This is a genomic window from Mycoplasma seminis (assembly GCF_030718845.1).
GTDB classification, from domain to species: domain Bacteria; phylum Bacillota_I; class Bacilli_A; order Mycoplasmatales; family Metamycoplasmataceae; genus Mycoplasmopsis; species Mycoplasmopsis seminis.
In genome coordinates, this window is sequence record NZ_CP132191.1 from 440945 (window position 1) to 455410 (window position 14466).

Annotated in this window: 11 protein-coding genes; all 11 read left to right on the forward strand. The window is 28.7% G+C overall.

Features of this window, described 5'->3' with window-relative positions; genetic code table 4:
- The first annotated feature begins 75 nt into the window (after window positions 1-75).
- The 11 genes from Q8852_RS01935 to glyA all read left to right on the forward strand — a co-directional run bounded on the left by Q8852_RS01935 (window position 76) and on the right by glyA (window position 14463).
- Window positions 76-1455: a glycine--tRNA ligase gene (locus Q8852_RS01935; protein ID WP_369810269.1), complete on the forward strand. Its 1380-nt coding sequence runs from the start codon at window positions 76-78 to the stop codon at window positions 1453-1455.
- A gap of 18 nt (window positions 1456-1473) precedes the next feature.
- Window positions 1474-3333 (forward strand): DNA primase, encoded by a 1860-nt coding sequence (gene dnaG, locus Q8852_RS01940; RefSeq protein ID WP_305938308.1) that lies wholly within the window; start codon window positions 1474-1476, stop codon window positions 3331-3333.
- A gap of 1 nt (window position 3334) precedes the next feature.
- Window positions 3335-4837 carry an RNA polymerase sigma factor gene (locus Q8852_RS01945; RefSeq protein WP_305938309.1) on the forward strand — a complete coding sequence of 501 codons (1503 nt, stop codon included), beginning with the start codon at window positions 3335-3337 and terminating at the stop codon, window positions 4835-4837.
- Window positions 4838-4839: 2 nt separating this feature from the next.
- Window positions 4840-5631 carry a Nif3-like dinuclear metal center hexameric protein gene (locus Q8852_RS01950; RefSeq protein ID WP_305938310.1) on the forward strand — a complete coding sequence of 264 codons (792 nt, stop codon included), beginning with the start codon at window positions 4840-4842 and terminating at the stop codon, window positions 5629-5631.
- A gap of 224 nt (window positions 5632-5855) precedes the next feature.
- Window positions 5856-6941: a DNA-methyltransferase gene (locus Q8852_RS01955; protein ID WP_305938311.1), complete on the forward strand. Its 1086-nt coding sequence runs from the start codon at window positions 5856-5858 to the stop codon at window positions 6939-6941.
- On the forward strand, window positions 6941-7783 hold the full coding sequence (locus tag Q8852_RS01960) for a HinfI family type II restriction enzyme (RefSeq protein ID WP_305938312.1): 843 nt from the start codon (window positions 6941-6943) through the stop codon (window positions 7781-7783). Before Q8852_RS01955 ends, Q8852_RS01960 begins: the two co-directional genes overlap by 1 nt.
- Before the next feature lie 381 nt (window positions 7784-8164).
- The gene (locus tag Q8852_RS01965; RefSeq protein ID WP_305938313.1) at window positions 8165-9379 is read left to right on the forward strand and encodes a replication-associated recombination protein A; all 1215 of its coding nucleotides are present in this window, start codon (window positions 8165-8167) and stop codon (window positions 9377-9379) included.
- 10 nt (window positions 9380-9389) lie between these two features.
- Window positions 9390-10346 (forward strand): phenylalanine--tRNA ligase subunit alpha, encoded by a 957-nt coding sequence (pheS, locus tag Q8852_RS01970; protein WP_305938314.1) that lies wholly within the window; start codon window positions 9390-9392, stop codon window positions 10344-10346.
- Window positions 10336-11001 carry a uracil-DNA glycosylase gene (locus Q8852_RS01975; RefSeq protein WP_305938315.1) on the forward strand — a complete coding sequence of 222 codons (666 nt, stop codon included), beginning with the start codon at window positions 10336-10338 and terminating at the stop codon, window positions 10999-11001. The genes pheS and Q8852_RS01975 overlap by 11 nt, the downstream gene beginning before the upstream one ends.
- Entirely contained in the window at window positions 11001-13199 is a 2199-nt protein-coding gene (locus Q8852_RS01980) for a phenylalanine--tRNA ligase subunit beta (protein ID WP_305938316.1), read from the forward strand. Before Q8852_RS01975 ends, Q8852_RS01980 begins: the two co-directional genes overlap by 1 nt.
- Before the next feature lies 1 nt (window position 13200).
- On the forward strand, window positions 13201-14463 hold the full coding sequence (gene glyA, locus Q8852_RS01985; RefSeq protein ID WP_305938317.1) for a serine hydroxymethyltransferase: 1263 nt from the start codon (window positions 13201-13203) through the stop codon (window positions 14461-14463).
- Window positions 14464-14466: the final 3 nt, after the last annotated feature.

The following is a 14466-nucleotide window of genomic DNA, read 5'->3' on the forward strand; positions in this document are numbered from 1 at the left end:
TTCATACACTTTTTTGCTATAAAATTGCCCTTTAAAAAATATATTTTTTAAGCTTAAATGTGGTAAAATTGCATTATGTTAAAAAATAGCGATAAAGATCTTATGCAAAATATTGTAAACCACTTGAAAAATAGTGGCTTTGTTTTTCAAGGTAGCGAAATTTATGGTGGACTTTCTAACACCTGAGATTACGGTCCTTTAGGTGCATTACTCAAAGATAATGTTGCAAATGCTTGAAAAAAAGAGTTTATTTTAAAAGAAGGGAACAACTTTTTAATTGATTCTAAAATTTTAATGAATCCAAGTGTTTGAGTAACATCAGGACATGTGTCTAATTTTTCTGACCCATTAATTGAAAACAAAGTAAACGGTAAAAGATACCGTGCTGATAAATTAATTCAAGAAGTGGATGAAAATATCATTCCTGAAAAAATGACTTTTGAAGAAATGACTCAATTTGTTAAAGATAACATCAAAGAATACGAAGGTGAAAAAACAAATTGATCAGAAATCAAGAAATTTAATTTAATGTTTGAAACATCACAAGGTGTTATCGAAGGAGCTAAATCAAAAGTTTACCTTAGACCTGAAACAGCTCAAGGGATTTTTGTTAACTTCAAAAACGTTCAAAGAACTATGCGGGCAAAATTACCTTTTGGAATTGCTCAAGTAGGAAAAAGTTTTAGAAACGAAGTAACTCCAGGAAACTTCATTTTCAGAACTAGAGAATTTGAACAAATGGAACTTGAATTCTTTACTAAACCAGAAGAAGCAAGTCAATGATTTGATTACTACATTTCCAAAGCATTTAACTTTGTGCAAAAATTAGGAATCAAAAAAGAATCAATCCGTATCAGAGCACATGAGCAAGAAGAATTATCTCACTACTCAGATGCTACAAGTGATATTGAATTTAAATTCCCATTTGGTTGAGGTGAACTTTTAGGAGTTGCTAACCGTACTGATTATGACTTATCTTCACACATGAAAGCTACAGGAGAATCATTAGATTACTTAGATCCTGAAACTAATAGCAAAATCGTGCCTTATGTAATCGAACCAAGTATTGGACTTGATAGATTAATGCTTGCTATTATTTCAGATGCTTATGATGAAGAGACTTTAGCAGAAAATGATTCAAGAATCGTTCTTAGATTTACTTATGATCTAGCACCATACAAAGTAGCTGTTTTACCACTTGTTAAGAAACTTTCAGACACAAGTAAACAAGTATTTAACTCTTTACTTGAAGCTGGTATTTCAGTAAGTTATGATGAAGCTGGTTCAATTGGAAAAAGATATCGTCGTCAAGATGCGATTGGAACATATTGATGTTTAACAGTTGACTATGATACTTTAGAAGATAATTGTGTAACATTAAGACACAGAGATACAATGCAACAAACACGTGTTGAAATTTCAAAACTTAATGAATTTTTACAAAACAATAAATAATGAAGTAAATGAGGGGATATGGAAAATAAACAAATTCCACGTGAATTGATTAGTAAAATTATTGCTGATGCAAATATTGTAGATGTAATATCTGAATTTGTTAATCTTAATAAAAAAGGAAATAATTATGTTGGATTATGTCCTTTCCATGAAGATTCATCACCAAGTTTTACTGTATCACCCCAAAAACAAATTTTCAAATGTTTCCCATGTGGAGCAGCTGGAAATGTAGTTACATTTTTAGAAAGATTTAAAAATTGAAACTTTATCCAAGCGGTTGAGTTTTTAGCTCAAAAGCAAGGAAATGATTTTGATTTTTCAGCTTATAAAAACAATCGACAAATTAATACTTATTCACAAGAAGACTTAGAAATTATTGATTTATTATCGGTAACTAACTCTTTTTACAAAGTTCAATTACTTACTTCGCCGCAAGCACAAGAGTATTTAAAATCTCGTAATTTAGATGATGCCGCTTTAAGAGATAAATTTGATATAGGTTTTGCTCCTAAAAGTAAAACACTAGAATACCTAAAATCCCTTAACTATAGTAGCGGAAGTATGTTAAAAGCCGGACTTATTAATAGTGATTTGCATGAATTATTTTGAGATAGAGTTACTTTTGGAATTAGAAACCAATATGGCGATTTAGTTGGATTTTCAGCTAGAAGTATTCAAAAAGATCCACAAGCTAAATATGTAAACTCACCAGCTACGAAATTATTTAATAAATCTCAAATTTTATATAACTACCACAATGCTAAAGAAAGCATTCAAAGCAAAAAAGAAGTTATTATAGTTGAAGGATTTATGGATGCAATCGCTTTATATAAAGCTGGTATTCCTAATGTGGTTGCTTTAATGGGAACTGCATTAACTAAAGAACACTTAAATTTAATTAAAAATAATAAAGTCATCTTATTTTTAGATAATGATAATGCTGGAATTGATGCTGCATTAAGAACTACAGCAATATTATTACAAAATAATTTTACTGTTAGTTTGATAGATAATCATTATTCTAAAGATGCGGATGAAATCTTAAATACCTATGGTAGTGATGTTTTAGTTGATTTAATTAAAACTCAAAGAGTTTCAGCAATTAACTTTGTTTATGATAAATTAAAAATCAAATACAAGGTTGCTGAAATTAAAGATTATGAAGTATTTTCTCAATTCATTCAAGTATTAAGTAATTATTTAACTTTATTTGATATTGATCAACAAAAATACATTGCAAGTTTACTTGAAAAAGAATTTAATTATGTTTTAGATATTGCTTTAAGCCCACACCATAGTGCCGGAAGTAATACTCAAAACAATATTACTCAAGTAGATTTTAGAACTACACCAAATTATGCTAAAAAAATAGAATTGCTAACTAATCAAACTAGATTTAATTTATTAGTTAAAGCAATGGGAAATCCAAATATCTTACAAATACTTAAAAATAATAAAGATGTTGCAATAATATTTAGCAAACCAGAAAATATTAAGAATTTATTTGAACAAACTCTTAATTTAGATGATTCTTTATCTGAAAATCAAGTATTTGAAATCATTCATTCACAAGCAAGTGAATTACTTGAAAGAATTGATTTTAATAAAGAAATTAATAATTACATAATTAAGGAATTTATTCAAAATAAATTTAAAGAAATCCAATGCATTGATGGCTGCAGTATCCCACTACAACCATTAATTGCTGAACAAGTAGATGAATGAAACAAATTCAAAAACTTCTTGTACCCAGAAGAAAAAGGTTTAAAAGCACCAGGGTATATTCAAGATCAAATTGCATTATTGCAAAAATACAATAAAGAAATTAAGCAGCTACAAATTCCAAGTGATAAATCAAAAGCTGACGGAGAGGATTAAGATGTATTCAGGAGACTACGACTATAGCACTATAATAAAATATTTAAAACAACAACTTAAAAATAAAAAGAAAGACTATTTTACTCAAGATGAAATAGTTGATTTACTTGCTGCTAAAGATTTATTTATCGATGATGCAGAGTTTGATGATTTCTTAGAAGAATTAAAAGATAATAATATTATTTCTGAGGAAGCAGAAGAATATGAAGATGATGATTATTCTGAAGAAGACTTTATTGCTGATTTAAAAGCTGATAAATCCTCAAGTAAAAAAGCATCAAAATCTAAAGTTGAGGAAGACGAAGATGAAGAAGCTTCAAAATTAGATGAAGATATTGACGACATTAACTTTGATGAAGATAAAGAAGATGATGATGACTTCGGAGATGATGATTTCTCAGATGAAGAAGAAATTGATGAAGATTATTACAAAATCCCAGATGAAGAAATCGAAACTGACGAAGACGAAGATGAAGAAGAGGAAGAGGATGATGAAAAACTAAGCGAAAACTTCTTTGAAGAAGGTGATGACTTAGACATTAACCTTAATGCACTTGATCTTGATATGCTTGATAACATCGATTTATCTGAAGAACCTAAGAAAAAAGCTGACTTATCTAATAAACTTACTGAAACAAATGACATTGTTAAATGATACATGAGATGAATTGGTAAGTATGGAGAACTTCTTACAGTTGAAGAAGAACGTAAGCTTGCTGAACAAATGGAAAAAGGTGGATTCAGAGGAAAAAGAGCTAGAGATAAGCTTATCCAAAGAAACCTTCGTTTAGTTATTAATAATGCTAAAAAATACAAAAACAGAGGACTTTCATTTATCGACCTTATTTCTGAAGGTAACTCAGGTATTTTAAAAGCTGTTCAAAAATATGATGTTAACAAAGGGTTTAAATTCTCAACTTATGCAACATGATGAATTCGCCAAGCAATTACTCGTGCTGTAGCAGACCAAGCTAGAACAATTCGTGTGCCTGTGCATATGGTAGAAACCATTAATAAAATTTCTAAAATTGAACGTGAATTACAACAAGAATTAGGTAGAGAACCTAGTGATGATGAAATCGCAGCAAGATATGGAAATGGATTTGATGGAGCTAGAGTTAGATACATTAGAAAAATTAACATTGACCCTATTTCACTTGATAAACAAGTTGGTAAAGAAAATGATTCATCATTTAGTGACTTTGTTAAAGATGAAAACATTATTTCACCAATTGATTATGCTTCACATGAAGAATTAACAGAAATTCTAAATGAAATGATTGCTGATTTAGAACCTGAGGATAGAAAACTTATCTGTAAACGTTTTGGTGTTGGGGTAGATGAAAACGGTGAAAGATATAGAGTACACTCACTTGAAGAACTTGCTTTAGATAGAGGTGGAGTTTCTAAAGAACGTGTAAGACAAATTGAAAACAAAATTTTACGTAAACTAAAAAGCAATGTAAAACACGGTAAAAACTTAAAAGACTACTTAAAGAACTAATTATGAAACAAAAAAGCTTAAAGATAAAAGATTTTATTGCTATTGTTAATTCAATGTATCCAAATGAAAACAAAGAAGCTTGAGATCCTTCTGGATACAGCGTTAAAACTGTCCAATCTAAACGTTTTAAAGGCGCAATTTTAGCTATTGATTTAACAATGGAAGTGTTGCAAGAAGCGATTAAAAATGATTGCAATGTTATTTTAACTCACCACCCATTTAAATTTGAAGCTAGATGAATTGACGAAGATATTAAAGCTCCATATAAAAGAGAAATCTTAAATTTACTTAGAAAACATCAAATAACATCTTATTCAATGCATACTAATTATGATTGTGATCCATATGGAACTTCATATCAAATTGTTAAATATATGGGATTACAAGATAGTATGCTTTGAGATAAAACACAAACTTTTTCAGCAGTGTTTAAGGCAAATAAGTCATTAATTGAACTAAAAGATTTATTACAAGACAAAATTAAATTAAGTGCTTTTAGAACTAATATTAATCCAGATGAGTACAATAAAAAAATCCAAAATGTAGCAATTTTATCAGGTAGTGGATATATTGGTGAAATTACTCAAATTGCTAAAGATGTTGATTTAGTAATCTCAAGTGATTTCAGATGGTCAGATTGAATAGTTTTTGACCAAGACAAAATTAACATTTTAGAAGTACCACACTTAGATGAACAAGTTTATGCTTGACATATGTATGAAATGCTAACTAAAATGTTACCTGAATACAAATTTATTCTCAAGGAAATAAAAGAACCTTATCATAATTTATAAAAAGTTGATTAACTAAAATTTAAATAAATAATTTTCACATTTTATACGTTGTTTAATTTAATTTGTATAAGATGTGATTTTTTTAAACAATTTTAATAAAATGTTTTTATAATTTATATATAAATATTTTATTAAATTAATTGCATTGTTATAAACTATTCGAATTCAGTGGTTTTTACAAAATGCATAAGTTAATAGAAAATATAATGTTATAGGAGGCAAAAATGAAATTAAATTCAATTATTAAAGGTGATTCTATTGAAGTCTTAAAAACATTTCCTGAAAATTCTGTAGACTTCATATTTGCAGATCCTCCATATTTTATGCAAACAGAGGGTGAACTTATAAGAGCTGATGGAAGTAAATTTGATGGTGTTAATGATGAATGAGATAAATTTGATAGTTTTGAACATTATGATCAGTTTACAAAACAATGATTATATGAGTGCAAAAGAGTATTAAAACCTAATGGAACAATATGTGTAATCGGGTCTTTTCAAAACATATTTAGAATAGGATATTTTATTCAAAATTTAGGTTTTTGAATTTTAAACGACTTGATTTGAAATAAAACAAATCCTGTCCCTAATTTCGCCGGTACAAGATTTTGCAATTCTCACGAAACTATGATATGAGCATCAAAAACAAAAGATTCAAAATTTACTTTTAATTATAAAACTATGAAACATTTGAACAATAATAAACAAGAGAAGTCTGTTTGAAATATATCGATTTGCAACGGTAATGAAAGGCTTAAGGATCAAAATGGTAAAAAGATTCATTCTACTCAAAAGCCTGAAGAATTGTTGTATAAAATTCTTTTAGCAACAACAAAACCAAATGATATAGTTCTTGATCCGTTTTTCGGAACTGGTACAACAGGTGCTGTCGCTAAGAAAATAGGTAGAAATTTCATAGGAATAGAAAGAGAAGATAAATATATAAAAGCAGCACAAAATAGAATAGATAATATTAAATATGAAAAAAACTCCATTCATGAGTTAGCGCTTGAAATAAAACCTCCCAAAGTACCTATGGAAAAACTAGTTTCATCTGGTTTGGTAAAAGAAGGAAATGTTTTATATGATAAAAATAAAATACCTATTTGCTCTGTTGTAGAAGACGGAAAAGTTTGTGCTTTAGGCGAAAGTGAAAGATTGTCAATACATAAAATGAGTGCTAAATTTTTAAATAAGGAAAATCACAACGGATGAGATTTCTTTTATTTATATAATGATAAAAATATGTTTATTATGTTAAATGATTTAAGATATGAATATGAAAAACAAAATAAGAAGGACGTTAAATAATGGATGAAAAAATAAAAACTTACATAAAAAATAAATTAATGAGTAATATGGAAAAAGCATTTTCTCGCAAGTCAATGAAAAAATTATTCCAGAAACATTCACAAAAAAATCATTATATTTCATTACATTATAGGGTAGCTGCTGGAATAGTTCAGAGTCAAAGTATTCAATTTGGTAATTTTATTGAAGATTTAATAAAAGAGATGATGAATAATGATAATTCAAACTTTGAAATATTAACTGAATTTTCAGGAAAAAGAAAATGTGAATTCAAATTGATTAAATCTAATGACGCTTTAATTGATGAATATATAACAAATAGAAAAATCGAAAATGAATTAGAAGACCAAAAAAAATTTAAGAATCTTATTGAAAAAATTTCTCATAATATTAAATCAGATACTTTTAGACAAGATAATATAATAACGACAAATGATATTGATTTACTATTTTATTCAAATTCTGATAATAAGATTTATTATGTCGAAATAAAATATAATGATGATCATGATTCGGGAAAATTTATTGATATTAATAGAAAACTATTAAAAACTTTTGCGTATTTAAAGCAAGAGTTTAGCGATAAAGATGTTGAAATAGTTCCTATTTTGTATTATTTTAATGAAGGCGCTAAAAAGTCAAAAAATGTCTATTTACCAAAGGAAAATATAATGTACGGTCATGAGTTTTTTGAAAAATTTTTAAGTATTGACTATTATTCTTTAGCTGAATATTTAAATAATTTATCTCGTGATAATGATATTCGAGATAAATTTAATGAATTATTAAATGTTGTTTTTGAAATGACAGATGATGATATAGCTCACCTTTTAAATGAATAAATATAATTTTACTTAACACCCTCTCAAAAGGGTATTTTATATCAGATTTTAAGCCCTTAATTATTATTGAGCTTAAAACTTAGAATTATAAAAAACCCACCGAATTCGGTGGGTTTTCTGGTGGCTAAAACACAACCAAATAAAACCCCTCGAATTCGGTGGGTTTTATTAAGATGCTAAATAAGAAACATTAAAACCCCTCGAATTCGGTGGGTTTTAATGGATGAAAGTTTGAATAGATACCTATTAATTTTTATGTTAAAAGTAATAAATAAAACATCTAAAATTCTTATGTATTAGGTTTAAAACTTAAAATTATAAAAAAGGTAAAGTTGTATAATTTAATTAAATATTTTATATTTAATTAAAAAGGATTTTTAAATGATAAATAAGAATTTAGCTAATGCATTGCGTCCACAAACGTTAAAAGATATTGTTGGTCAAAAACATATAATCAAATTACTCAATCGTGTAGTTGAAAATAAAATAAGTTCTAGTTTTTTATTTTTTGGTGAAGCGGGTACAGGTAAAACTTCAACAGCTATTTCACTTGCAAATGATTTAGGGCTTAAGTATGATTATTTCAATGCTTCAGTGGATTCAAAAGCTAAATTAGTAGAAATTCTGCAAAATAATGATTGCATTATTATTGATGAAATTCATCGTTTAAACAAAGATAAACAAGATATCTTACTTTCTTATTTAGAATTTGACAAAATAATTGTTTATGCAACTACTACAGAAAATCCTTATTTTAAAGTTGTTCCCGCTGTGCGCAGTAGAATGCAAATTTTGCAGTTCAAAAAAATATCTGAAGCTGATATTGTAAATAAATTAAAAGACGTTAAAGCACAATATTTTCCTAATTTAAATATTTCAGATAAATTGCTGTTAGATTTATCTCGCTTTTCAGCTGGTGATTTACGTTCAAGTATTAACAACTTACAAATGCTAGCTTCTTGTGTTGATGAAAATGAAGCAGTTACTGAAGAAACTTTAAAAGCTGTTGTACCTAATATTAATTTTTATAGTGATTTAAATTCATCAGCGCACTATAACAATTTATCAGCTTTTCATAAATCACTTAGAGGTAGTGATCCGAATGCTGCGTTATATTATGGTATGCTAATTTTCCAATCTGGAGATATTGATGGATTATTCCGCAGAATGCTATGTGTAGCTTATGAAGATATTGGACTCGCTTCTCCAAATGTTTCTCTTAGAGTAGCTGAAGCAATACGCTCTTATGAAAGATTAGGTGAAGCTGAAGGAAGACTTCCAATTGGGTTTGCTATTTTAGACCTAGCACTAGCTCCTAAAAGTAATTCATCTTATTTAGCTTTAGAAGCTGCAAATAGTTTAATTATTTCTGGTGGTGTTTATGAAATCCCACAGCATTTAAGAGATTCGCATTATGCCTCAGCAAGTAAACTAGGAGATGGGATTGAATATAAATATCCGCATGATTATGCAAATAATTATGTACAACAACAATATTTACCTAATGAAATAACAAACAAAGTATTTTATTGACCACAATCAAACGAAAATGAAACTAAACTATTAAAATATTGAAATTTAATTAAACAGAAATAAAGGAGTTATTATGGAATTCAAACTTGAAAATATTAATACATTAGAAGATTTAAAACAGGCAAAAGCTCAAGTTTTCGGATCTGACGGTGAAATTGCTAAATTACAAAATCAACTTAAATCTGCTCCAGTAGAAGAAAAGAAAAACATTGGTGCACAAATTAATGTTTTAAAAACTAAATATAATGAATTTTTCTCACAAGCTGAAGAAAGAATTAAACAATTACAAATTGATGCAAAAGTTAATTCTGAATTTATTGATGTAACTGCACCATTAGCAAAACCAGCAAGCTTACATCCAATTACTTTAGTTGAAAATAGATTAAAGGAATGATTCTATCAACATGGATATTACCAACAAGAAGAAGGAGAAATTGTCTCTGACTTATATAACTTTGAAAGATTAAATATTCCTAGTGATCACCCTGCTAGAGCAATGCATGATTCTCTTTACTTTGATCCAAACACATTACTTAGAACACATAACACAGGAATTACAGCTAAAGTACTTGCAGAAAATCCAAATCAAGTCTTTTCTACCTTTGCAATTGGTAAAGTATATAGAAATGATGAAGATGATGCAACTCACTCACACCAATTTACTCAAGTTGATTTTGTTTCAGTTGGGCATGAAATTTCATTTGGAAACTTAATTTGAACCTTAAAAGATTTACTTTCTTATGTACTTGAAGAACAAGTTCAAATTAGACTTAGACCAAGTTATTTCCCATTTACAGAGCCTAGTGTTGAAGTTGATGTATTCTACAAAAATAGATGAATTGAAATTTTAGGTGCTGGTATGTTACATCCAAATGTGCTTAAAATGGCTGGATTTGACGAAAGCTTTAACGGACTTGCAGCTGGAGTTGGAGTTGAACGTATTACAATGATTAAATATGGATTTAATGATATTAGAGACTTATATAGAAATGATTTAAGAATAATGGAGCAATTTAGAAATGAAAGATAGTTTTTTAAATATATTACAACAAGAAGGTAAAAAACCTTACTTTGAAATTATTATTAATAAGCTAGAAATAGCTGAAAAGGAAGCACAAGTACTTCCTGAACAAATTAATATGTTTCGAGCTTTTGACTTTTTTCAAGTACATGAAACTAAAGTAGTTATTTTAGGTCAAGATCCTTACCACACAGTTGGATATGCTGATGGATTAGCTTTCTCAACTGGAAATGGTAAAATAACTCCTTCGCTTAGAAATGTCTTCGCTGAAATCAAAAAAGACTACCCTCAAGCTAATTTAAGCGATACTTCGCTTATTTCATGAGCTAAGCAAGGCGTACTTTTATTAAATACAGTATTAACGGTTTCTGAAGGAAAAACTAATTCACATAAAGACTTTGGATGAGATAAATTTACTAAAGAAGTGTTACTACAAGTAGTAAGACAAAACCCTGATGTTATTATTTTAGCTTTAGGTAAGCAAGCTGAAAAATTCATTGCTGATTTACCTATAAACAAAGAAAACATTATTGTAACTTCACATCCAAGCCCATATAGTTACAAAAAAGGTTTTGAAAACTCACATGTTTTCAAACAAGTGAATGATAAATTAATAGAAAAAGGTATCAAAGCAATTTCTTGAGATACCGCTAAGGAGGATTAATGATTGTTTCTTTAAATCATTTAAATAAATTCTTTAAAAATGCTAATTTTAGCGCACAAGAAGTTGAAAAAGCTTTAAATAATATTGGATTTGAAGTTGAAGAAGTTAAACCTTTTTCAGATGTTAAAGGACTAGTGTTTGCACAAGTTCTTAAAGTTGAGCAAAACCCTAATAGTGATAGATTAGATGTAGTTGAAGTTAAAACTAAATTAGGAAACTTTACTATTCAAACTAATAACCGTATTTTAAAAGCAGGAGATTTAACTATTTGTTTCCCAATTGGAGCTTCTAAAGGAGATATGGTATTTAATGAAGTAACTCTTAAAGGAATTGTATCTCAAGGGATGTTTGCTTCATGAAGTGAAATTGGATATGATTACACTTTATTAAGTGAAAAAGACCAAATTACTGTGTTCGATAAAGATTTTGCTAGTTTGCAAGATGATGCGGTTGAAAAACTAGGATTAGATGATTATATTTTAGATATTTCAACTACAGCAAATAGAAATGATGCTAACTCATATTACACATTAGCTAACGAACTTGCTGCTTACTTTAATGTACAAATGGTTGGATTTAACTTTGATAATATTCACCCAAGTCTACAAGCAAGTGTTGTAACTGTACAAAATAATCCAATTGAGGATGTTATCTTCATTCAAGCTAAAGGACAAGGTGTTACAACATTACAGGATAAAATGTTGTTAGCTAAACATGGAATTGATGCTAAATTACCTTGAGCTGTAAATGTAACTAACTTACTTTTAATTACAATGGGAACTCCAGCACATGTTTATGATTTAGATAAGCTTAAATTAGGAACATTAAGTGTTGAAAAATACAGTGGAAAACTTAATATTCTAGGAAATAAAGAAATTGAAGTTAATAATGTAACTGTAATTTCAAATGATAAACAACCTATTTCTATTGCTGCTGTTATGGGATTAGAACAATATAAAGTAACACAACAAAGTGAAAACTTATTATTTGAAATTGGATCATTTAATTCATCAGAAATTAGACACTCAGCTAGAGAAGTTAAAATGATGTCAGCTTCTGCAGCACAAGCTTCTAGACCAATTACTAAACATTTAGTTGCTTTAGCTGCTAAATACTTATGTTCAAATTTACTTCAAAATGTTGCTTATTCAAATATTTTAAGCCAAATGAAATTAGACAAAATTCCTACTATTAACTTTGATCAAAACAAATTAGCCTACTACAGTGGTGTAAATGATATTAAAGCTTTTGATTCTGCCTTTAAGGCTCTAGCAAAATTAGGGTTTGAACTTGATTTAACACAAAATCTTATTACTCCACCAGCTACAAGATATGATATTGAGTTATTTGAAGATATTATTGAAGAAGTCTTAAGATTTTATTCATATGATTCAATTACAGAAGCTAAACATGCTTCAATCCCACTTAAAACAATGCAATTTAATACCGTTGCTCAAAACTTTGCAACGCAAGGGTACTCAGAAGTTAGAACATTTACTTTAGTTTCTGAAGAAAAAGCTAAATTTAATCCATTTAACTTTGTAAACAATCAAAAATTACAAACATATGTTTCAAAAGAACGTGAAGTAATTAGAAACTCAATTATTACTTCACTTGCTCAAGTAGTTGAATACAACCAAAAAAGAAAAATGTTTGATATTAATATTTTTGAAAAAGGAATGATTAATAACAACAAAATGGTTTATGGACTTGCAAGTACAACTAAAAGTTTCCGGCAAATTCAAAGTGATTTAATTAACCTTACCGGTAAGGAATTAAAATTTGTTCCACTTGCAGATAATGAATACATTCATCCAAATGTTTCAGCTGAAATTATCTTCCAAGATCAAGTAGTTGGATGAATTGGAAAATTGCACCCTAGATATGATGCAACCAATGCATTTTATGCTGAAATCTTTACTTCAGCATTCATCTCACACGATAGTGAAACTAAGTTTAAAGAAGTTGCTTTAGATCCGCTTAAAACACTTGATATTACATTTGAACTTGATAATAATGATTATTTAGCTACTTCACTAGATTTCATTCATCAAATTCCTAATGCAGATCAATTAAAAGATTTTAAAGTAATTGATAAATTTCAAAAGCAAAATGGTGTAAATATCACAATTCGTTTTGTTGGAAACGAAGAAATAATCAACCTTATTGATGCTAAATTCAATAAGAAAGGAGAATAATATGTATAAGGATTTAGAATTACATGATAAATTAATCCAAGATGCAATTAATAATGAATTAAGAAGACAACAAGATCACATTGAACTTATTGCTTCAGAAAACTATGTTTCTGAAGATGTACTTAAAGCTCAAGGCTCAGTGCTTACTAATAAATATGGTGAAGGATATCCAAATAAAAGATATTACGGAAGCTGTCAAAACGTTGATGTAGTTGAACAAGCTGCTATTGACCGTTTAAAAGCTATTTTTGGGGTTAAATATGCTAATGTGCAGCCTTATTCAGGTTCAGTAGCAAATGCATCCGCTATTGCTTCTGTAGTGCCTTCAGGTGGTAAAATTATGGGTCTAGCACTTAATTGTGGTGGACACTTAACACACGGATACAAAATTTCATTTAGTGGAATCTTTTATAACTCTGTTTCTTATGAATTATCAAAAGATGGATTACTAGATTACGATGCTATCTTACAGCAAGCAATGAAAGAAAAACCTGATTTAATTATTTGTGGTTACTCAGCTTATTCAAGAACTGTTGATTTTGCTAAATTCAGAGAAATTGCTGATAAATGTGGAGCAAAATTAATGGCTGATATAGCTCATATTGCTGGATTAATTGCTGCTGGATTACATCCAAGTCCAGTTGGCTATGCTGATATTATTACTTCAACAACTCACAAAACACTTCGTGGTGGTCGTGGTGGAATTATCATGACTAATGATGAAGAAATTGCAAAAAAAGTTGACCGTTGAGTATTTCCTGGATACCAAGGTGGTCCTTTATTCCATGCAATTGCTGGTAAAGCTGTAGCATTTTATGAAGTACTTCAACCAATGTTTAAACAATATGCAAGTAATATTATTGCTAATGCACAAAAATTCTGTAAGGCATTCCAAGATAAAGGTGCGGTAATTATTTCAGGCGGAACTGATAACCACCTTTTTATGGTTAATGTACTTGAAACATATAACATTAATGGTAAACAAGCTGAAACATTACTTGAAAAAATTAACATTACTATTAATAAAAATACTATTCCATTTGATACACTTTCACCTATGTTAGGAAGCGGAATTAGACTAGGAACAGCTGCAATGACTTCTAGAGGATTTACTAAGTGAGAAGAACTTGCTGATATTATTGATTATGCTTTAAGAAACTTAGAATTCTTAGAATCACCTCAAGGTGAAGAAAAGCTTGCAGAATTAAAAGCACAAGTTATTGAACTTACTAAAGAATTTCCAATCAAAAAATCATACTTATAATAA